At 73.1% G+C, this 20,095-nt stretch carries 15 protein-coding genes; 8 read left to right on the forward strand and 7 right to left on the reverse strand.

Translation table 11 applies throughout. The annotated features are described in order from the left end of the window. The first annotated feature begins 139 nt into the window (after window positions 1-139). From J2S43_RS31490 to J2S43_RS42455, 4 genes are read left to right on the forward strand one after another with little or no spacing between them, the layout of a single operon-like run. Window positions 140-1,402, forward strand: a complete 1,263-nt coding sequence (locus tag J2S43_RS31490; RefSeq protein ID WP_306835226.1) for a cytochrome ubiquinol oxidase subunit I — start codon at window positions 140-142, stop codon at window positions 1,400-1,402. Window positions 1,403-1,404: 2 nt separating this feature from the next. Then, window positions 1,405-2,280: a cytochrome d ubiquinol oxidase subunit II gene (locus tag J2S43_RS31495; RefSeq protein WP_306835227.1), complete on the forward strand. Its 876-nt coding sequence runs from the start codon at window positions 1,405-1,407 to the stop codon at window positions 2,278-2,280. A gap of 5 nt (window positions 2,281-2,285) precedes the next feature. Then, entirely contained in the window at window positions 2,286-4,148 is a 1,863-nt protein-coding gene (cydD, locus tag J2S43_RS31500; RefSeq protein ID WP_306835228.1) for a thiol reductant ABC exporter subunit CydD, read from the forward strand. Next, a complete protein-coding gene (locus J2S43_RS42455; protein WP_306835229.1) occupies window positions 4,145-6,736 on the forward strand; it encodes an amino acid ABC transporter ATP-binding/permease protein in 2,592 nt (863 codons plus the stop codon). The genes cydD and J2S43_RS42455 overlap by 4 nt, the downstream gene beginning before the upstream one ends. A 10-nt stretch (window positions 6,737-6,746) precedes the next feature. On the opposite strand, the gene J2S43_RS31510 is transcribed toward J2S43_RS42455, so the two are convergent. From J2S43_RS31510 to J2S43_RS31520, 3 genes are all read right to left on the reverse strand, one after another. Continuing rightward, entirely contained in the window at window positions 6,747-6,983 is a 237-nt protein-coding gene (locus J2S43_RS31510) for a hypothetical protein (RefSeq protein ID WP_306835231.1), read from the reverse strand. Window positions 6,984-7,099: 116 nt separating this feature from the next. Continuing rightward, a complete protein-coding gene (locus J2S43_RS31515) occupies window positions 7,100-8,725 on the reverse strand; it encodes an MFS transporter (protein WP_306835232.1) in 1,626 nt (541 codons plus the stop codon). Between the two features lie 148 nt (window positions 8,726-8,873). Continuing rightward, window positions 8,874-9,206: a PadR family transcriptional regulator gene (locus J2S43_RS31520; RefSeq protein WP_306835235.1), complete on the reverse strand. Its 333-nt coding sequence runs from the start codon at window positions 9,204-9,206 to the stop codon at window positions 8,874-8,876. A 160-nt stretch (window positions 9,207-9,366) separates the two neighbouring features. Between J2S43_RS31520 and J2S43_RS31525 the strand changes: the two genes are divergently transcribed. The 3 genes from J2S43_RS31525 (at window position 9,367) to J2S43_RS31535 (ending at window position 14,134) form a co-directional block, all read left to right on the forward strand. Continuing rightward, window positions 9,367-10,341, forward strand: a complete 975-nt coding sequence (locus J2S43_RS31525; RefSeq protein WP_306835237.1) for a SatS C-terminal domain-containing protein — start codon at window positions 9,367-9,369, stop codon at window positions 10,339-10,341. Between the two features lie 37 nt (window positions 10,342-10,378). Further along, window positions 10,379-12,760, forward strand: a complete 2,382-nt coding sequence (locus J2S43_RS31530; protein WP_306835239.1) for a transposase — start codon at window positions 10,379-10,381, stop codon at window positions 12,758-12,760. A 180-nt stretch (window positions 12,761-12,940) separates the two neighbouring features. Then, window positions 12,941-14,134, forward strand: a complete 1,194-nt coding sequence (locus tag J2S43_RS31535) for an ABC transporter substrate-binding protein (protein ID WP_306835240.1) — start codon at window positions 12,941-12,943, stop codon at window positions 14,132-14,134. A gap of 161 nt (window positions 14,135-14,295) precedes the next feature. Here J2S43_RS31535 and J2S43_RS31540 read toward each other — a convergent pair whose 3' ends face one another. The 4 genes from J2S43_RS31540 to J2S43_RS31555 all read right to left on the reverse strand — a co-directional run bounded on the left by J2S43_RS31540 (window position 14,296) and on the right by J2S43_RS31555 (window position 19,255). Next, complete coding sequence (locus tag J2S43_RS31540) at window positions 14,296-14,868, reverse strand: GTP-binding protein (RefSeq protein WP_306839569.1); 573 nt, start codon at window positions 14,866-14,868, stop codon at window positions 14,296-14,298. A gap of 16 nt (window positions 14,869-14,884) precedes the next feature. After that, window positions 14,885-15,262: a DUF742 domain-containing protein gene (locus J2S43_RS31545; protein WP_306835241.1), complete on the reverse strand. Its 378-nt coding sequence runs from the start codon at window positions 15,260-15,262 to the stop codon at window positions 14,885-14,887. 112 nt (window positions 15,263-15,374) lie between these two features. Continuing rightward, window positions 15,375-15,779, reverse strand: coding sequence for a roadblock/LC7 domain-containing protein (locus tag J2S43_RS31550; protein WP_033343732.1), 405 nt, complete (start codon window positions 15,777-15,779; stop codon window positions 15,375-15,377). Continuing rightward, window positions 15,776-19,255: a sensor histidine kinase gene (locus tag J2S43_RS31555; protein WP_370881679.1), complete on the reverse strand. Its 3,480-nt coding sequence runs from the start codon at window positions 19,253-19,255 to the stop codon at window positions 15,776-15,778. Before J2S43_RS31555 ends, J2S43_RS31550 begins: the two co-directional genes overlap by 4 nt. A gap of 172 nt (window positions 19,256-19,427) precedes the next feature. Between J2S43_RS31555 and J2S43_RS31560 the strand changes: the two genes are divergently transcribed. Continuing rightward, entirely contained in the window at window positions 19,428-20,060 is a 633-nt protein-coding gene (locus J2S43_RS31560) for a uridine kinase family protein (RefSeq protein WP_306835243.1), read from the forward strand. The last annotated feature ends 35 nt before the right edge of the window (window positions 20,061-20,095 follow it).

The raw sequence follows: 20,095 nt of genomic DNA on the forward strand, positions 1-20,095 counted from the left end.
TCCTGAAAGACCAGCTCACGAGCTGGTAAGCAGAGCAAAGGCACCGGCACCCTGACCTCGCCTCGGGGAAAAACCCCATCCCATGCGTAGCTTCCCTACATGTAGCCTGTGGACACACAGCCACGGGGAGGCACGACGCATGGATACGGTCGAGTGGGCGCGGGTGCAGTTCGGCGTGACGGCGGGGGCGCATTTCCTGTTCGTCCTGGTCACGCTCGGCCTGGTCACGCTGCTGGTGGCGATCGAGGCCACCTGGGTGATCACCAAGCGCCCGGGAGCGCTGCGGGCGCTCCGCTTCTGGGGCACGCTCTACGTGACCAACTACGTGGTCGGCATCGCCGGCGGGATCGTGATGGAGTTCCAGTTCGGGCTGAACTGGAGCGGCGTCTCCCGGGTCGCCGGCAACGTGATCGGCGCGCCGCTGGCGATCGAGACGCTGGTCGCGTTCGTGCTGGAGTCCACGCTGCTCGGGCTCTGGATCGCCGGGTGGCACCGAATCCGGCCATGGGCGCACCTGCTGCTGCTCTGCGGCGTCGCGCTCACCGCGTACCTCTCGGTCTTCTGGATCATGGTCGCCAACGCCTACCTGCAGAACCCGGTCGGCCACGAGATCCGCCCGGACGGCACGGCCGTGCTGGCCGACCCCGGCCCGCTGCTGACCAACCCGGCGCTCACGCTCGCGCTGGTGCACGTGGCCGGCGCGGCCCTCGCCTGCGGTGGCTTCCTGATGGCCGGCATCTCCGCCTGGCACCTGCTCCGCCACCGGACGGCCGATGATCGCGCCCTCGCGTTCCGGCCGACCGCCCGCCTGGGCCTGCTGACCGGCCTCGCCGGGCTCTACCTCAGCTTCAACTCCGGCTGGGCGCAACTCGGCCCGGTCGGCGCGGTGCAGCCCACCAAATTCGGCGAGGAGGCCGAGAAGCTCGCGGCCGCCACCGGGTTCGCGGCCCGGTTCGGTGGGCAGCCCGCCGACTACCTGCCACCGGAGTGGATCACCATTCCGTACGAGGTCATGCAGTTCACCGCGTTCGGCCTGGGCATCTTCGTCTACCTGCTGCCGCTGCTGTTCCGCAACTGGCTGCTGCGCTGGCGCTGGTCCCTGACGCTGCTCGTCTGCGCCGCGCCGCTGCCGTTCGTGGCCGCGATCTGCGGCTGGCTGCTGCGCGAGGTCGGCCGGGCGCCGTTCGCGATCTACGGGATGCTGCCGGCCGCGGACGCGATGACGCCCCGCTCCCCCGCGCTGGCCGCCGCGTCCTGCCTGCTCTTCGCGGTGCTGGTGATCGGGCTCGGCGTCCTGAACTGGACGCTGCTGCTCCGCGTCGCCGGCCGCGGCTCAAACGATCCGCCGCTCGGCCGCCTGGACGACCCCGCCGCCGAGCCCGCCACGAAGGTGCTGGTCTGACCATGTTCTGGATCCTGCTGCTCGGCGCGCTCCTGGCCGCCTACCTGACCGCCGCCGCCCGCGACTACGGCCCCGCGCTGCTCGGCGACCGCGGCGGGTTCGACCCGCGCTTCTTCGGCCGCCAGGTCTGGCTGGTCGCCACGGCCGGGCTGCTCTTCGGCGCGTTCCCGGTGCTGGAGGGCGAGCTGCTGGCCCGGCACGCCGCCGTGGTCACGCCCGCGCTGGCCGGGACGGTGCTGGCCACGGTCGCGATACCGCTGCGCCGGCGCCGGCTCGCCGCGCTCGGGTCCGCGATCGCGGCCGCGGGCTGGGGCGGTCTGCTCGGCGCGCTGCTCACGAACGAGCCGGCCGGCATCACGGTGCTGGCCGCGACCGTCCTCGCGCTGACCGCGACCCAGGGCGCGGCCCTGCGGGCCGACACCACGAACACGACACGATTCGCACTGCTCACTCTGGGTGTCGTCGCCGCCGGCACCCTCGCGATTCCGATCTTTTCGGGGGTACGGATGGGCGCTCCCACCACGTACCCCGGCATGCTCCTGCTCGTGGTCCTGATGGGTGTCCTCGCGGTGACGGCACATGCCGCGCGGCGCGCCCGGTGGCGACTCGCCCGCGTCGGCATCACGATCGCGCTCGCGCTCCCGGTGGCCATCGTCGGGCTCCTGACCTGGCCCTACGCGTTGATCCCGGATCCGGACGGCAGCGGCGGCGAGACCTGGCGGCACACGCTCGCGGACCCGGCCACGCTCCGGCTGCTCGCGACGGCCGCACTGCCCGCGCTCCCGCTGGCCCTGCTGGCCCATCTAGCCGCGAAAAGTTCCTGGGGAAGTCGGGTCGAAGGTCACTCGCAGGAGATCAGCCGGCTCTGGTTGACTTGACCGTGATGCGCCCCTTCGATCCCCGCCTGCTGCGGCGAGTGCCCGCGACCCGGCGCCACCTCGCCCTGCTGGGTGTGTTCGGGGTGGCCGCCGGGATTTTGATCATTTCGCAGGCGACCGCGCTCGCGGCCGCGCTGACCGCCGCCTGGCAGGGCCGGCTGGACACCACCGCGCTCGCCGCATTCGTCGTGACCGTCGTGCTGCGCTCGGGTCTGACCTGGGCGCAGGGTGTGGTCGCGGCCCGCAGCGCCGCCACCGTGAAGGCTGCGCTGCGTGCGGAGCTGCTCGGCGCGGTCGGCGCGCGCGGCCCGGGCTGGCTCGGCGGGCAGCGGGCCGGCGAGATCGCCACGCTGACCGGCCGCGGGCTCGACGCGCTGGACAACTACTTCACCGGCTACCTGCCGCAGCTGATCATGGGCGTGACCGTGCCGATCGCGGTGCTGTCCCGGCTGGTCTTCGCGGACCTGACCGCGGCCATCACGATCGCCGCGACCCTCCCGTTGATCCCGGTCTTCGGCGCACTGCTCGGCTGGCAGGCCCAGGCCGCGACCGAGCGGCAGTGGCGGCGGCTGTCGCTGCTCGGCGGCCACTTCCTCGACATGGTCGCCGGCCTGCCCACGCTGCGCGTCTTCGGCCGGGCCCGGGCACAGGTCGAGGTGGTCCGGCGGATGGCCGACGGCCACCGGATCGCGACCATGAAGACGCTGCGCATCGCGTTCCTCTCCGCGCTCGCGCTCGAACTCGTCGCCACGCTCTCCGTCGCGCTGGTCGCGGTCCCGGTCGGTCTGCGCGTGCTGGACGGCGCGCTCACGTTGCAGGTCGCACTGCTGTTGCTGCTGCTGGCCCCGGAGGCCTACCTTCCGCTGCGCGCCGCCGGCGCCCGGTTCCACGCCAGCATGGAGGGCCTGACCGCGCTCGACGCCGCGTTCACGCTCTCCACCCTCCCCCCGCCGGATTCGCACCCCGTCGGCGCGGCTTCCACCGACGCCGCTGGTGCTGCGACTGGTGCTGGTGCTGGCGGTGCCGCTGGTTCCCGTGCCGCCGGCGCCCGTGCCGCTGGTGCTGGGGTCGGTGCCGCTGGTGCCCGTGCCGCTGGCGCTGGGGTCGGTGCCGCTGGTGCTGGGGCCGCTGGTGCTGGGGCCGGTGTCGCTCTCCGGGGGTCCGGTGCGGTGCGGCCCGCGTCGCCGGCGTTCGGTGAGATCCGGTTCGAGGACGTCACCGTCGAATACGACCGGACGGTCGCGCTCCGGAACGTCTCGCTGACCGTGACCGCCGGCGACCGGATCGCGATCATCGGCCCGAGCGGCGCCGGCAAGAGCACGCTGCTCGGCCTGCTGCTCGGCTTCGTCACCCCCGCCTCCGGCCGGGTTCTCATCGACGACGTGGACCTGGCCACGATCGACCCGGCGCAGTGGCGCCGCCGGCTCGCCTGGGTGCCGCAGCAGGCCCACCTGTTCGCGACCACCATGGCCGGCAACATCCGGCTCGGCGCACCGGCCGCCACCGACGCCGAGGTCGCCACCGCCGCGAGCGCCGCGCTCCTCGACGACGTGATCGCCGCGCTGCCCGACGGCCTTCACACCCGCCTCGGCGAACGCGGCCACGGCCTCTCCAGCGGCCAGCGCCAGCGGGTCGCACTGGCCCGCGCCTTCCTGCGCGCCGACGCGCCGCTGCTGCTCCTCGACGAACCCACCGCCCGCCTGGACGGCGGCTCCGAGGCCGCGGTACTGGACGCCAGCCGCCGCCTGGTCACCGGCCGCACCGCGCTGCTGGTCGCCCACCGGCCCGCGCTGCTCGGCGAGGCCGGCCGCATCGTCCGCATCGAGGACGGCCACCTGACCGAACTCCCCGCCCTGGTGACGACATGACCTCCGCACAGCCCGAATCCCCCGGCCCGAACGGCACCACCGGGGCGACGCCGGCGACCGCAGCCGTGACCGCCGCGTCGAGCAGGTCCGGGACCGGCGGCGTCCGTCCGGCCGGGTCCGACCCCACGAACGCAGCGTCCGCGGGCACGGGCACGGGCACCGGCATCGCCGAAGGCGGAGCCGGCACGGCCCCAAGCGCCGGCATCGCCGGAGGCGAAGCCGGCGCCGTCCCGACCGCCGGCATCGCCGGGAGCGAAGCCGGCGCCGTCCCGACCGCCGGCATCGCCGGGAGCGAAGCCGGCGCCGTCCCGACCGCCGGCATCGCCGGGAGCGAAGCCGGCGCCGTCCCGACCGCCGGCATCGCCGGGAGCGGAGCCGCCACGGCCCCGAGCGCCGCCGTCGCCGGCACCGAGGTCCCGGACGGCCGAAGTCGTGCGGCGCGGCGGCCGGAGGGGGTCGTGCTGGCGATGGCGCGGCCCTACCTGGCGCGGCTGATCGGCGCCGGTCTGCTGGCCGCGGCCACCGAACTGGCCGGGCTGGCGCTGATGGCGACCGCGACCTGGCTGCTGATCACCGCGGCCGACATGCCACCGCTGCCCGTGCTGACCGTCGCGATCGTCTCCGTGCGCGCGCTCGCCGTCGGGCGCGGCGTACTCCGCTACACCGAGCGGCTGGCCAGCCACGACGCGGTGCTGCGACTGCTCACCGACGTGCGTGCCCGGGTCTTCGGCGCGCTCGCCGCCCGCCGCTCCCCCGCGCCGGACGCGCACTCCGGTGACGCGCTGAGCCGGCTGGTCTCGGACGTCGACGCGGTGCAGGACCTGCTGATCCGCGTGGTCGTACCGGCCGCCGCCGCGGCCGGCGTGGCCGTGCTGGCGCTGACCGGGACCGTGTTCATCGCACCGGCCGCGACGCTACCGCTCGCGGCCGGCCTGCTGGTCGCGGGCCTGCTGCTGCCGGTGCTCGCGATCGCGCTGACCCGGCGGACCGCGGACCGGATGGCACCGTTGCGTGGCGAGCTGGCCGCGGACGCGATCGACCTGACGCACGGCGCGGCCGACCTGGCCGCGTTCGGCGCGACCGGCGACGCGCTCGCCGCCGCGTCCGCCCGGGCCGGCGAGCTGGCCCGGCTGGAGCGCCGGCTGGCGCTGACCGGCTGGGCCGTCGACGGCGCCGGCGTGCTCGTCTCCGGCCTCACCTCGGCCGCGGTGCTGATCACCGCGCTGCGGTCCGGCGCGAGCGGCGCCGAGGTGGGCGTGCTGGCGGTCGGCACGCTGGCCGCGGTCGAGGCCACGCTCGCGCTGGTCGCGGCCGCCCGCCAGTGGGCCCAGCTGCGCGGCGCCCTGGCCCGCGTCGCCGAACTCCTGGCCGCACCGTCCCTCACCGACGCCCCCGCCGGAACGCACCACACCGGAACGCACCACACCGCCGCCGGGGCACACAACTCCCCCGCCGGAACGCACAACTCTTCCGCTGATACGCACAACGCCCCTGCCGGAACGCACGGCGACCCCGCCGGAACTCACGACGCCCCCGCCGGAACTCACGACGCGTCTGCCGGAACTCACGACGCCCCTGCCGGGGCGCACGACGCCGCCGGTACCGCCGCAGGCGCCGCATTCGAAGCCTCCGCCGCTCGCGCCGAGGCCGGTACCGCGCCCGTCGCTGCGGACCGCGCCGTGGCCGGTCCCGCCCCCCTGCACGCGGCTCGCGCCGAGGCCGAGGCCGAAGCCGAAGCCGTGGACGGGAGCCGCACCGGGGAAGCCGGCGCCACGTCGCACCCCGTGGTCACACGATCCGCCGGTGCTCCGGGGGCGGACGCGGAGCGTGCCGGGCTGGAGCTGCGGGACGTGGTCGTCCGCTACCGCGCGGGAGACGCGGCCGCGCTGGACGGCGTGGATCTGCGGATCCGTGCCGGCGCCCGGATCGCGATCGCGGGACCGAGCGGCGCCGGTAAGAGCACGCTGCTGAGCGTGCTGATCGGCGCGGTCACCCCGGAGTCCGGCACGGCGACGCTGGACGGGACCGCGATCTCGGCGTACCCGGAGCGGGACCTGCCCCGGCACGTCGGCGGCCTGCTGGCCGAGGCGCACGTCTTCCACGCGAGCGTCCGGGAGAACCTGCTGCTCGGCCGGGACGCCCCGGACCCGGCGGAGCAGGCCGCCGCGATGCGCGCCGCGGACCTGCTGGACTGGGTCGGCGAGCAGCCGGACGGCTGGGACACGCTGGTCGGCGAGGGCGGCGCGAAGCTCTCCGGCGGTCAGCGGCAACGCCTCGCGCTGGCCCGCGCTCTGCTCGCCGCCCCCCGCCACCTGCTGCTCGACGAGCCGACCGAGGGCCTGGACCCGCAGGCCGCCGACCGGGTGCTGTGGCAGGCGCTGGACGCGCTGCCGCCCGGGACCTCGGTGCTGCTGGTGACGCACCGGCTGCGCGGCCTGTCCGGCTTCGACGAGGTGCTGGTCCTGGACCGCGGCCGGATCATCCAGCGCGGCCGCCACGACGACCTGATCACCCGCCCCGGCTGGTACGCCGACACCTGGCTGGCCCAGGAGGCCGCCGAACGCGGCTACCTCGCCATGACCCCCTGACCTGGCTCCGCTACGGCGCGAAGTCGTCGGAGACGTCGGAGACGTCGATGATCCACGGCGTGTCAGAACCGACGATCTTCCGTACCACGTCCCCCTGAGTCGTCAGCAGATACGCATCGCCGATCCGGCGGGTCGCGAGGAGGGCGGTGACGAGTTCCGGCTCGACCCCGAACGACGCGGCGGACTTCGTGGCGATCAGTACATCGTCGGCGGACAGGTCGATCCCCGCGGTCTGTTCGAGCCGCATCAGCAGATCCAGATGATCACGATGGCCCGGCTCCGGCGTACCGTGGCGGGTTTGGGATCGCGGGAGATGGGACCGGCGCCCACCGCGGGAAGCGATGGGCGCCGGGGCGAGGCGGGTCAGCGGAGCGTGACCGGACGGTCGATGTAGTCGACCGCGTCGGTGACCGTGCGGCCGCGGCGGCCGGTGCCGAGCGACAGCAGCGAGCGACGGCGGCGGGCCGGCAGTTCGGCCGCATGTGCGACGACCGCGTGTGCGATGACCGCGGGTCGGGACGGTGCGAGCGGACGGGACGGCCCGGGGTGGGTCGAGCCGTGATGTGCCGGGCCGTGATGTGCCGGGCCGTGATGTGCCGGGCCGTGGTGCTGCGGGGCCGGGGCGACCGCGGCCGCGGTGAGCGGGCGGCGCGACGGCGTGGCCGGGGCGAGCGCACCGGCCGGGGCCGCGACCACGGCCGCGGCGGTGAGCAGCGACTGGGCCGGGACCACCGCGACGGTGACGGCCGGGACGCGGCGCAGGACCCGGCGGATCGTGCGCAGCGCCGGGACCGGGACGCCCTTGACCCGGGCCAGGACCAGCGCGCCGGCCAGCGCGGCGACCGTGGTGACGACGCCGGCCAGGCCGAGCGCGCCGCGGGCGCCGAGCGCGTCGCAGAGCCAGCCGAGCGCGGGGGCGCCGACGATGCCGGCCAGCGAGGAGACCAGGCCGAGCGAGGCCAGGATCCGGCCGCGCATGTCCTCGCGGGTGTCCAGCTGGACGCGGGTGCAGACGACGGTGTCGAAGATGACCGCACCGGCCGCGATCGGCAGGATCAGCAGCGAGAACGTGAGCAGGTTCGGGGCGGCGGCGGAGATCAGCTGGAGCGCGCTGATCGCGGCGCCGGCGACGATCAGGACCCGGTGCGTGGCCTTGCCGGTGCCGGCCAGCAGCAGGCCGCCGAGGACCGCGCCGACCGCGAAGACGGTGGAGGTGACGCCGTAGCCGGTGGCGCCGCCGTGCAGCGGGCCGGCGACCATCGCGGCCATGGTGACCTGGTAGTTGCGGCCGAGCGAGCCGATCACGAAGGCGAGCGCCAGGATCACCAGGATGACCGGCTGGCCGAACAGGTAGCGCAGGCCGGCCCGGACGCCGGCGTCGGCGGACCCGGCCTCGGCGCGGGCCAGCGGATACATCTCGGCGGGACGCATCATCGCCAGCGCGATGATCACCACGCCGAAGCTGGCCGCGTTGATCGCGAAGAGCACGCCGGGGCCGGAGAGTCCGACCAGCACGCCGCCGAGCGCCATGCCGACGATGCGGCCGCCGGAGCTGAGCACGGAGCCGAGCGCCAGCGCCGGGGCGAGCGCGTCCCGGGGCACCAGGGCGGAGCCGAAGCGGCCGAGCGCCGGGCCCTCGATGGAGCTGATCACGCCGGAGAGCAGCGCGACGCCGTAGACCGGCCAGAGCGCGTCGGAGCCGGCGACCGTGGCGGCGACCAGGCCCGCCGACAGCACCGCGCGGACGGCCTGGCTGATCACCAGGACCGGGCGGGACGGCAGCCGGTCCGCGAGCGCGCCGCCCCAGCTGCCGAGCAGCAGGACCGGCAGCGACTGCAGCATCACGATGAGGCCCATCGCGGTCGCCGAGCCGGTGGCGCTGAGCACCAGCCAGTTCAGGCCGAGTACCTGCATCCAGGTGCCGCCGATCGAGACGATGTCGGAAGCGGCCCAGAGCCGGTAGTTGCGCTCGCGGAGCGGCGAGAACATCGGAGCCAAAGCGGCGGTACCCCCTGTGCGGAACGACGGTGACGCGTGTTCCTTCGGCGGGGTGCCGCGGGTCCTTCGGCCGGGGCGGGCGGCACAACGTGATCGCAACCGGCCGTGGAGAGCTATCCCACACCGGATGTCGCGACCGTCACGTATGCCGGGTCTGTCCGCCCAGGAAACGGCCGATCGTGCTGCTCAGCTCGGCCCAGCCGGCCCGCTCGCCGGCCAGCGCGCGGCGGCCCGCGTCGGTCAGCCGGTACGTCCGTCGGTCGCGCCCGTTGACGGTGCTCCACTCGCTCTCCACGTGCCCGGCGCGTTCGAGACGGCGCAGCGCGGGGTAGATGGTGCCGGTGGGCAGGTCGAGGGTGCCTCCGCTGCGGGCCTTCAGCGCCTCGATGATGGCGTAGCCGTGCAGCGTGTCGCCTTCGAGGACCGCGAGCAGGAGTGCGTCGAGGTGGCCGTGCAACGAGTGCGCCTTCACAAGTAGCTAGGCTACTAATCAGAGCCCGGCGGCCCACAGGACCGGGGTGAGGCGTTCACGTTCATTCACGGCACACTAGGGTGTTCTGTGCGCGACGTCACCGATCCGGACGCCTGCACCGCCGCAGCGCGCCGAACACGAGAGCTATACGGAGGTCACCGTGGCCGCCCAGACGCCCAACCGGCAGGATGCCGACGAGCCCGAGACCGGTGTTGACGAGGCCGTCACGAGCGCCGCGGACCCGGACGACGAGGTGACTACCGACGACGAGGTGACCACCGACGAGGCCGACCGCTCGCTGTGGGAGGAGACGCGGATCGACCCGGTGTCGATCGCGCTTCCCTCCGGCGTCGGCTACACGCTCCGGGCCTATCGGCCGTCCTCCGAGGTGACGCCGACCGAGGTCGAGGCCGCGGACGACGACGACCCGTTCGCCGCGCGCGCCCGCCGGCTCCGCGAGGACGACGAGGACGACCTCGACGACGACGAGGAGAACGGCGAGCTCGTCATCCTCGACGAGAAGGCCAAGAAGCTCTTCGACGAGGCCGACTCCGACGAGAAGTCCGGCGACTCGGACGAGAAGGACACCGACTCGGACGACGACTCCGACGAGTCGGAGGCCGCCGAGGCCGAAAAGGAGGAGGAAGGCGAGGAGATTCCGGCCTTCCTGACCCACAAGGGCAAGCTTCTGCTGTTCAAGAGCCCCGAATCGCTTGTCGCTTTCGTCCGTTCGGGTGCTCCGCACGACCTCGCTCAGCTCGATACTTGGGGCACACTGGCAGAGCGTCTTCAGCCCGCGGACGTCGTTCCGCTGGAGGAGGACGATTACGACCTGGACCTGGTGGTCGAGAACCTCCGGGGTGGCGCCGACGCGTGGGTCCTCGATCTGCTGATCGAGGCCGGCGAGGTCGCCCGCGACCTCGGCTACGCTCTTCGGTTGGCGCCGGTGCTGACCGCGCTCTCCCCGGGCTCTCCGCTGGACGACCTGGACGAGGCGCTGCGGTCCGCGTCGCGAGGTGGCATCGGTGGCTTCATGGGCCGTCGCCGTCTCAAGCGCATCGGTGCGCAACAGGCGAGCCTCGGCTGGCGCACCATCATCGGCAAGATCTCTGCTGTCGTGGACTGGCGCGACTGACCCTTTACGGGGAGCATCAGTCTTCGGCACGCGACATGTGTCCTGGGAGGAGGACGACGCCGTGGCGCTCGTGCGGGTGTACTGCGGTCTGGCGTCGGCGGATGCGTCCGCGCGGCGGGCCACCGAGGGTCAGTCCCTCATGGTGGCCGTGGTCGACGACGCCGGCCGGCAGCTGCACGTCTTCGAGATAAGCGACGACGCGGCCGGGTTCGCCCGGCTCAGCTCGCTGCTCGCGGAGCGCTCCAGCGGTTCTCCCAGCGTGTCGGTCGCCGCGGACAGCGACGATCTGCTGGTCACCTCGCTGCTCACGGCCGCGGGACGCCCGCTGGCCGTGGCGGACGACGACGACGCCGACGACTTCGCCGGGCGGTTCGCCGGCGACGAGGCCCCGTCCTCCCCCGGGGCGCGTCGTGCGGTCGGGCTCGCCCGGGCGTTACAGGCCGGCGCGCTGACCGCGATAAACGTGGCGCCGCCCGCCGGTCTCGTCGGCTACCAGCCGGTCCTCAACGCCCACGCCGCGCTCTCCACCGGCCGGCACGCCGCCGCGGTGGCGCTGCGCGAGGTGCTGCGCGAGCTCTACCCCGCGGCTCTCCGGGCCTACCCGGACCCCGCCGATCCGCTGGTCCTGGCCGTGCTCGCGGCCGTCCCCGAGCCGAGCCGGCTCGGCGGCGGCGCGCCCGGCCGGGATCGTGAGATCACCGTCGCCACCGAGGCGATCGCCTCCCAGATCGTCTCGGACGGCGTCGCCCCCGCCGAGCGCGTGCACGCCGCGATCACCGCGCTGCAGGCCTCGGTGAACGAGGCCACCCGCCGCGGCGTCAACCGCGCGCTCGCCCCCACCGTCGCGGAGACCGTCCGGCAGGCCGTCGCGGCCGTCCGGGCCTGCGACGCCGCCTGCGAGACGCTGGTCGCCACGCTCGCCTCCCGGATCGTCGCGCCGCAGCCGGCCGCGGACCGCCGCCTGATCGGCGCGCCGGTCGAGCCGGCCCCGGCCGCACCGACCGCGCCGCCGATCCACCCGGTGCGCGGCGGCGGCGCCGCGGCCGCCATGGGCAGCCGCCGGGCCCGCATCCAGGCCTCGGAGGGTCAGCCGGTGCCGACCGGCCCGCCGCCGTTCGCGGTCGCCGCGTCCAGCGACATGAACGGCCCGGACACCTCGCTCAGCCCGCTGAGCCGTCCCGACACGTCCTCGATCCAGCTGGACTCGACGACCGGCGCGTTCCGGCGCGTCGACCCGACCGCGGGCCGCCGGGCCGCACGCGAGGCCATCGAGCAGGCGCCGGTCAGCCCGGCCGGCCGCCGGCCGGACAGCCTGGCCAACCGCCCGGTCTCCGCGCCGCCGCCCCCGCCGCCCGGGCTCACGCCGATACAGCCCGGTGTCCGTCCCGGGCCGAAGCCTCCGGCGCGCACGCCGAGCCCGGCCGACTCCGGCGAGCCGTTCCGCGCGCCGCTGACCACGGCCGCGATCAACAACAGCCGCGCCGAGCACCGGCAGCGGTTGGCGGAGCTGACCTCGCGCGAGCCCGAGCTGCCCGTGGCCAACGGCATCAACACGCCGCCGCCGGCCGGTGGTGGCCTGACCGACATAAGGCTCGGCGGCATGCCGCCGTCCCGGACCACGCCGCAGGCGCCGGAGCCCGGCTCCCGGGCGGCGTGGCCGACGGCCCAGGACGGCGTGGACGAGCGCGCGCACACCGGCGAGCAGCCGCAGCTGCGCGGCCCGGCCGGGCCGGAGGCGCCGACGATGGCGGAGACGCTGCGCGTCCGCCCGCCGTGGCAGTCCGACGACCTGCCGCCGGAGCCGCCGGTGCTGCGCCTGGTGGAGCCGGTCAACGCCCGGCGCGACGAGATGGGGCTGAACGGCGACGCGGGTTATGCGCCGCCGTTGCGCCTGGTCGATCCGGCCCGGCGTTCGGCCGGCGCGGACGCGCTGGACAGCTCGACGCCGCTGCCGGTCGACGAGGGCGACGGGGACCTGCTGATCTTCTCGGCCACCGCGTCCGCATGGTTCACCGGCCACAGCAACGAGGATCCCCCGGTCGAGGCCGAGGAGGAGCAGAACTGGGGGCGGATGGACTCCGCCTGGCAGGCCGCCGAGCAGGCGGCCCGCCCGGCCGTGGGCGCCGAGACCAACGCCGGCCTGCCCAAGCGCGTTCCACAGGCCAACCTGGTGCCCGGCTCCGCGGTCCGCGAGGACCGTCAGCTGCGCATCGTCCGCGACGCCCAGTCGCTGGCGGCGAACACCACCGGATACTTCCGCGGCTGGCGTCGCGGGCAGGAGATCGGCGGGTTCGCGGTCGGCGGGCGTCCGGGCCGCGAGTCGGCGGGCGGCTGGGACTTCACCCGGGACCAGGGCGGTCGCGCGGACGACACCGACGACGACGAGTATGAGTTCCGCTCGGCGACATATCACTCATAATGTCACTTTGAGTAGTTCCATACATCTGCCCTCTGACCTCGGTGTCATTGCCCACATGTCGGGCTATTGACTACAGGGCGTGATTGCAAGCACGATTCTGCTGGGGGCGTGGCGGCTCCACATCCCTTGTCGCCACCCCGTGGCGAAAGGCTTGGAACCATGCTCAACCGCACCGTTGGCGTGCCCACCATCACGCGGCGGGGCCTACTCGTGGCGACCGCGTCCGTCCTCACCGTGGCCGCCTGCGGCACCGACGACGACGAGTCCACCGGCCCCAGGACGGCTTCCAGCACCGACCTCGTCGTCGGCGGCATCCTGGAACGCACCGGGACCGGCACCGCCATGGGCGAGTTGCAGGCCCGCGCGATGGAGCTGTTCCAGGTGCAGGTCAACGCGGAGGGCTTCCAGGTCGGTGCGCAACGCCGCACGCTCCAGCTGAAGATCGTGGACAGCGGCGGCGACCCGAAGAAGGCCACCGAGCTCGCGCAGCAGCTGGCCGACCGGGACGGCGTGAACGCGTTCATCGGCGGCACCGTGCCGGAGACCTCCACCGCGATCTCCGACGTGGCGCAGGAGCTGCAGGTGCCGTTCCTGTCGCTCGCGTCCGCGGACGACATCCTGACCCCGCTGTCCGAGCGCACCTACACGTTCAAGGTGACGCCGGACGCCCGGGACGTGGCGCAGGCGCTGGCGCAGGAGATCAGCCGGCAGGAGATCGCGAAGGCGTCGATCCTGTCCGGCACCGGCCGGCACGGCGACGCGGGCGTGCGGCACATGGGCTCCGCGCTCACCAGCCGGGACATCACGCTCGGCAGCACGGTCCGGCTCCCGGCCGGTGATCAGGACTTCGCCGCCGCGGCCGCTGAGGCGGTCCTGGGGCGGCCCGGAGCCATCGTCATATGGGCGATGTCGCCCGACGCCGGAAAAGCCGCTCGTGCGCTTCGTGCGGCCGGCTACACGGGTCGCTTCTTCTTCACGCCCGAGGCGGTCACCGAGGAGACGCTCTCCGAGGAGAACGCGGACGCGGTCGAGGGCTCGTACGCGATCAGCCCGGGCTCGCTCGGCGCCTCCTCGCTGACCGAGACCGGCCCGGAGGGTCAGCGCCGGCGTGACCTGATCCAGCGGTACGTGTCGCAGTACGGCTCGTTCAAGGGTTTCGCGCCGTACGCCGGGGACGGCATCAGCCTGCTGATCCAGGCCGCGTTCCAGGCGAAGAGCGTCGACCGCGGCCGGCTGCGCGCCTACCTGGAGCGGTCGTCGCTGGAGGGCATGGCCGGCGCCTACGCGCTGACCACGATCCGGCACGGCGGCATGGAGGCGGACTCACTCGGCGTCTTCAACGTCAACCTGAACAGCTGGGTCCGCACGTCCTGAGACACGAAGGAACGCCCCGCCGTCCGGCGGGGCGTTTTCTCGTGCCCGAGGCAGCCCTAGACAGACCGTGGCAGCCCTAGACAGACCGAGAAGCGGAAAACCCGCAGGGGTACGGGACAATCCCGTACCCCTGATGGGTCTTTCGCCGTTGGACCCGGTGGTCAGGCCGGCGCGACCGCGCGCGAACGGCGCATCGACAGCACGTACTCCACGAGGGAGATCAGCACGTGCTTGGTCGACTCGCGGTTACGCGCGTCGCAGCTCACGACGGGGATCTCGCTTGAGATGGCGAGGGCGTCCCGCACATCCTGGGCGTTGTGGTACTGCATCCCGTCGAAGCAGTTGATGGCCACCAGGTACGGCAGCCGCCGGTGCTCGAAGAAGTCGATCGCCGCGAAGCAGTCCGCGAGCCGGCGGGTGTCCACCAGCACCACCGCACCGATCGCGCCGCGCACCAGTTCATCCCACATGAACCAGAAGCGCGTCTGACCCGGCGTACCGAACAGGTACAGGATCAGGTCACGATCGATCGTGATTCGACCGAAGTCCATGGCGACCGTGGTGGTGGTCTTGCCCGGCACCTGCCGGGTGTCGTCCACGCCCACGCCCGCCGACGTCATGATGGCCTCGGTGGTCAGCGGAGTGATTTCCGAGACCGAGCCGACCAGCGTCGTCTTTCCGACGCCGAACCCACCGGCGATGACAATCTTCGCCGATGTCACGCGCCCGGCCATAGGGCGGTGCGCCGTGTCAGAGCCTGCGAAGTCCACTCAGCACCCTCTCCAGCAATTCCGTGCCCACCGCGTCGTCTGATTCCTCGAGGGACGTCGGCTCGTACACCGCGACCAGGCCGTCTGCGGCCATGTCGGCGATGAGGACCCGAGCGACCCCGAGCGGAAGTGACATCCGCGCGGCGATCTCCGCGAGTGACTGCAGCCGGCCGTCACACAGCGCGGCTATGTATTGATGCTCTCGACCGTGTCCGCCGTTGTTGGAACCGGAGGACCGGCCCCGCACCGTCGTCTCAATCAGCGCTTCGAGTGCGATCTCCAACCGTGGCCGGGTCCGGCCTCGGGTAACGGCGTACGGCCTGACCAGCGCGCCGGTCGGCTCTTCGCGTTCGGCCATCGTCGCCGTTCACCCCCTCTGTTTCCTAGCTAGCGGTTTCAAGATCGCAAAACCCGTCGTCGCATTCGTATAGTGCTCCGGCCGGCTCACGCCGGCCATCGCCCTGGCTTGTTCAGCCAACCATCCCTGCCGCGGTCCGCGGAGCCGGGGTCAGGGCGTCGCCCACCCGGTCCACCAGCAGGGCCATCTCGTAACCGACCTGGCCGACGTCGCAGCTCCGTGCGGCTAGCACGGCGAAGGACGAGCCATCGGAGATCGACATCAGGAAGAGGAACCCGTTGTCCATCTCCACGACCGTCTGGAGCACCGCACCGCCCTCGAAGCAGCGGGCCGCGCCCTGCGTCAGGCTCACCAGACCGGAGGCGATCGCCGCCAGCTGGTCAGCCCGGTCCCGCGGAAGGTCACGAGACCCGGCGAGAAGCAGACCATCGGCGGATACGGCGACCGCATGCGCGACACCCGGAACGCGGTCGGCGAAATTCGCCAGCAACCAACCGAGGTCCTGCGTTGTTGTCATCCCTCATGCTCCTTGCCAGCCTGCGAGGATTGCTGCCCGTCCAATGTTCCCTCTGAACCGGTCGGGTTGTCCGAAGGACCCGTCCGCCCGCGCTGGACGCCCCGGTGGTAGGCGGACAGCAGCCCGCGCACCCCCTCGGGCGACCGCTTGTTGACGGCCGGTGTTGCCTTCTCGATTCCACCAGGAACGAGCTGTGCCATCGGCTTGCGCTTCGGCAGGCCCGCCTGGGTGGTATCAGACGCCGTCTCGCCGGCGGCCGCGGCGACCGAGGCCGCCGTCCGCCAGCCCTCGTCGGCCGCGGTCCGCCACCCGGAAGGCTCGGTGGAGATCCGCTGCGACGTGGCGTCACCGGCGCTGACCGGCGCTCCGGCACCGGCGGTGACCGGTTCCGGTGCGCGCGCGGGGCCGCCCGGCGTGGGAAGACTACGCTTCTTCGCCTCGATCGTCCCGTACTGCTGGGTCGGGGCGCTCGCGGCCGCTGCCGGGCTCGGCGTGGCCGCCGCACCGGTCGGGCCGGTGGCCGGCTTGCCGGACTCCTTCTGCGTGCGGAACCAGGCCGACTCCAGCTCCCGGAAGATCGGCAGCTCCATGGTCTCGTCCACCACCGGCTGCTTCGGCGCGGCCTGCGGGGCCGGCGGAGCGGGCGTGGCCGGAACCACCGGGGACGGGATCGGCTGTGCCGACGACGGGACCGCGGCGACCGGCGGCACCGTGGGTGCGCCGTTCTCCGGACGGTACCGCGGGATCTCGGCGGTCAGGTCCAGCGACGAGGCGAGCTTCTCCGGCACCGCCGGCGCCGGGTTCTCGGCCGGTGCGATCGGCGGCCACACGGGCGGAGCCGAGGGCGCCGACGCCGGGCCGATGGCCGGCGGGGCGGACGCGACCGGCGGGACCGAGAGCGGCGGCACGGGGCCGCGCTGCTGCTCCGGCATGGCCGGCTTCTGCCGCGGGATGGTCGGCGACGCCGGTCCGGCGAAGTCGTCCATCGGCATCGGGCCGTCCTGACGCGGACGCTGCGGCAGGCCCTCCCCGCGGTTGCCGTTGGTGCCGAACGCGTCGGTCGCACGACCGTTGCGCGGGCCACCGCCGACCGGGCCGCCACCGGGGCCGCCGCCGAAGCCGTTGAAGCTGCCGAACCCGTTGTTGCCGTTCGTCGGGGCGCCGTTCGACCCGTTGGTCCCGCCACCCGGCGCGGCGCCGGTCAGGTCGGACCAGGCCGGCATGGACCGGGTCGGTCCGCCCGAGGTGGGCGCCGGGTCGTTGCCGAACCCGCCGAAGGACGGGAGCGGCTCGCTCGCGAAGCCACCGAGCGACGGCGCGGACTCGCGCTGCGACGGCGGGCGGCCGGAGCCGCCCTCCAGCGCCAGCGGAGAGCCGAAGCCACCCTGGCCGCCGCCGAACGCCGGCGACTCCGGGCGGGCGCCGCCCACCGCGGCCGGGGTCCGGCCGGGGCCGGCGACCGCGTGCGACGCCAGCACACCCGCGGGCAGCACGACGTCGGCGACGGTGCCGCGCTCCTTGGCGGAGCGCAGCTCGACCCGGACGCCGTGGCGGGCCGCCAGGCGGGCGACCACGACCAGGCCCATCATCCGGGAGACCGTGACGTCCACGGTCGGTGGACGCTGCAGCCGCTCGTTGAGGTCACGCATCTGGTCCGGCGCGATGCCGATGCCACGGTCCTCGACGGAGAGCGTGGCGCGGTCGCCGTTGATCCGGGCCTCGACGATGACCTGCGAGTCCGGCGGCGAGAACGCGGTCGCGTTGTCGAACAGCTCGGCGACGAGGTGCACGAGGTCGTTGACGGCGTGCGCCGAGATCTCGATGTCCTTGTCGATGTTGCCGAAGTCGATCCGGGTGTAGTGCTCGACCTCGGACTGCGCGGCGCGCAGCACGTCGATCAGGGCGGCCGGCTCGCGCTGCACGCGGGTGGAGTCCGCACCCGCGAGGACCAGGAGGTTCTCGTCGTTGCGGCGCATTCGGGTGGCCAGGTGGTCGAGCTGGAAGAGCTCGGCCAGCCGGTCCGGGTCCTCCTCGCCGCGCTCCAGCCGGTCCAGGTGACCGATGAGCCGGTCGACCAGGATCTGCGAACGGCGGGCGAGGTTGACGAACATGGTCGAGACGGAGGCACGGAGCACGGCCTGCTCGGCCGCGGTGCGCACGGCCTCCAGGTGGACCGCGTTGAACGCCTCGGTCACCTGGCCGAACTCGTCCCGGCTGCGGACCGGCAGCGGCTCGGCGATCTGGTTCGCCACCTGCACCGGGGACAGCTGCGCGGAGATCGCGGGATCGCGGAGCCGGGCGACCGCCTGGGGCAGGCCGTACTGTGCGACGGAGAGCGCGCCGTGCCGCAGCTCGCGAAGCGAGCGGGCCATCGACCGGGCCACGAGCCAGGCGAAGAGGATCGCGAGGAGCAGCATGCCGAGCAGCACGCCGGTCTCCACCAGAACACGCCGCTGCACATCGTTGCGCAGCGTCGTCGCCTGGTTGACGGTCTCCTCGTCCAGTCGCTTCTCCACCGTGCGGAACAGGTTGTTCTTACCGGCCATCCCCTCGTCCCACTCCTCCGCGGAGAAGCCGAGCGAGTTGATGTCGCCGTCCTGGTTCGCCTCGATCTTACCGGCGTTGGACTTCGCCTCGCGCTCGTCCGGGCCGGCGATCACCTGTCGCTTGTAGTCCCGGTCCTCGCGGCCGGCGACGGTCTCGAACGCGGCGGCTGCCTGGTTCTGACCGGTGAGGGTCGCGATGTAGTCCTTGCGGAGGTTTGGGGTGATCTCGCCCTGGGCAAACGCGCTGTGCACGATGACGCGCTGGGTCGACAGGTATTCCTTCTCCTGGGCCAGCGCGGCGCTGGCCCGCATCCGGTCGCTCAGGCCGGGGTCGCCGGCGAGCTGGGACGAGGAGTTACGGATCTGCAGGAGGCCGTTGATGATGCCGTCGTAGCTCTGCTTGGCGAACGACAACTGCAGCGAGTTGTTGCTGACCTGACTGCGCGTCGCGGGCAGCTCCTCCAGGCTCGCGTCGGCCGTGTCGAGCAGCGTCTCGAAGTTGCTGTCCGGCAGGTCGGTGAGCAGCGTGCGCTGCTGCGAGTAGGGCTTCTTCGCGGCGTCCACGACGGCGTGCGTCTGGTTGAACGCCTCCAGCAGCCCGGCCTTGGCGTCTCGCTGCGCGTTCGGCGTGCTCAGGAACCGGGCGGCCGCGGCCCGCTCGTTCTGCAGGCTGTCGATCAGCTCGCCGGAGTACTGCTCCAGCTGAGCGATCGTGCGCGCCTGGTCGGCGTCCCGCGCCTCTTCGATGTGGTCGATCAGACCGCTTGTACCCACGACGATCGTCGCCATCGTCGGCACGATCATGATCAGTCCGAGCTTGGACCAGATCGGCAGGTCGCGGAGTCGGCTGCCAGGCCAACGGAGACGTGAAGAGACGGCTTTCGCCGCCCTCTTCCTTGGCTGCTCGCTCACGTCACCGCCCCTCAGCATCCGCGCCACCCCGAGTGGGTGGCCGCCGAACATAGTTCGACCCGGGTGGGCCGAACCTTCGAGATTCCATCACGACGAGTGTCAAAGAGAAAGCCCAGGTTGGGTCGGACTGGGAGTGTGGTGGGATGTTCATGACGTTTGACTGCAACGTGTCTTCCCGGAGCTACCCATAGTGACCAATTCTCCTGCCCGCGTCGTTCTGCTGGCCGGCCCCTCGGGGTCCGGCAAGTCCTACATAGCCCGGCGAGCCGGATTTCCCGTGCTTTGCCTTGACGACTTTTACAAGGATGGCGATGACCCGACGCTACCCCGAACGGCCGAAGGGACGGATTGGGAGTCGCCTCAAGCCTGGGATTCTGCCATGGCGGTCGAGACGATCGCCCGCCTGGCCGAGACCGGCCGGGCCGAAGTGCCGGTTTACGCAATTGGGGTAGATCAGCGGATAGCCACTCGGCTGTTCGACCTGGCCGGTTCGCCAATTTTTATCGCCGAGGGGATATTTGCCGCCGAGATCGTACGCGAGTTGCGGGACCGAGGGCTACTGGCCGAGGCATACGCACTTCGCCGATCGCGGACCGTCACCTTCGCCCGCCGGCTGGGGCGGGATCTGACCGAACGGCGGAAACCTCCCGCCCTCCTGGTCCGGCGCGGGCTGCAGCTGCTGCGCGCCGAGCCGGTCGTGCTGCGCCGTCAGGTGGCGCTCGGCTGCCGGGCCGCGGGCGCCGGGCGGATCGTGCGCGAGGTGCGGGCGATGGCCGACGTCCCGGACGCGGCCGGGACGCACGGCGAGCCCGCGGTCAACTGACGGTGCGGGGCCTCTAAGGAACCGCAAAGCAAGTC

This window comes from Catenuloplanes nepalensis, assembly GCF_030811575.1.
Lineage (GTDB): Bacteria > Actinomycetota > Actinomycetes > Mycobacteriales > Micromonosporaceae > Catenuloplanes > Catenuloplanes nepalensis.

Excerpts from the sequence above, each read along its gene's own strand:
- J2S43_RS31545 (WP_306835241.1), bottom strand. The coding sequence starts at position 15,262 with ATGGCCGAACGCGAAGAGCCGACCGGCGCGCTGGTCAGGCCGTACGCC.
- J2S43_RS31510 (WP_306835231.1), bottom strand. The coding sequence starts at position 6,983 with ATGCGGCTCGAACAGACCGCGGGGATCGACCTGTCCGCCGACGATGTA.
- cydD (WP_306835228.1), top strand. The coding sequence starts at position 2,286 with ATGCGCCCCTTCGATCCCCGCCTGCTGCGGCGAGTGCCCGCGACCCGG.
- J2S43_RS31515 (WP_306835232.1), bottom strand. The coding sequence starts at position 8,725 with ATGTTCTCGCCGCTCCGCGAGCGCAACTACCGGCTCTGGGCCGCTTCC.
- J2S43_RS31495 (WP_306835227.1), top strand. The coding sequence starts at position 1,405 with ATGTTCTGGATCCTGCTGCTCGGCGCGCTCCTGGCCGCCTACCTGACC.
- J2S43_RS31490 (WP_306835226.1), top strand. The coding sequence starts at position 140 with ATGGATACGGTCGAGTGGGCGCGGGTGCAGTTCGGCGTGACGGCGGGG.
- J2S43_RS31555 (WP_370881679.1), bottom strand. The coding sequence starts at position 19,255 with ATGCTGAGGGGCGGTGACGTGAGCGAGCAGCCAAGGAAGAGGGCGGCG.
- J2S43_RS42455 (WP_306835229.1), top strand. The coding sequence starts at position 4,145 with ATGACCTCCGCACAGCCCGAATCCCCCGGCCCGAACGGCACCACCGGG.
- J2S43_RS31540 (WP_306839569.1), bottom strand. The coding sequence starts at position 14,868 with ATGGCCGGGCGCGTGACATCGGCGAAGATTGTCATCGCCGGTGGGTTC.
- J2S43_RS31550 (WP_033343732.1), bottom strand. The coding sequence starts at position 15,779 with ATGACAACAACGCAGGACCTCGGTTGGTTGCTGGCGAATTTCGCCGAC.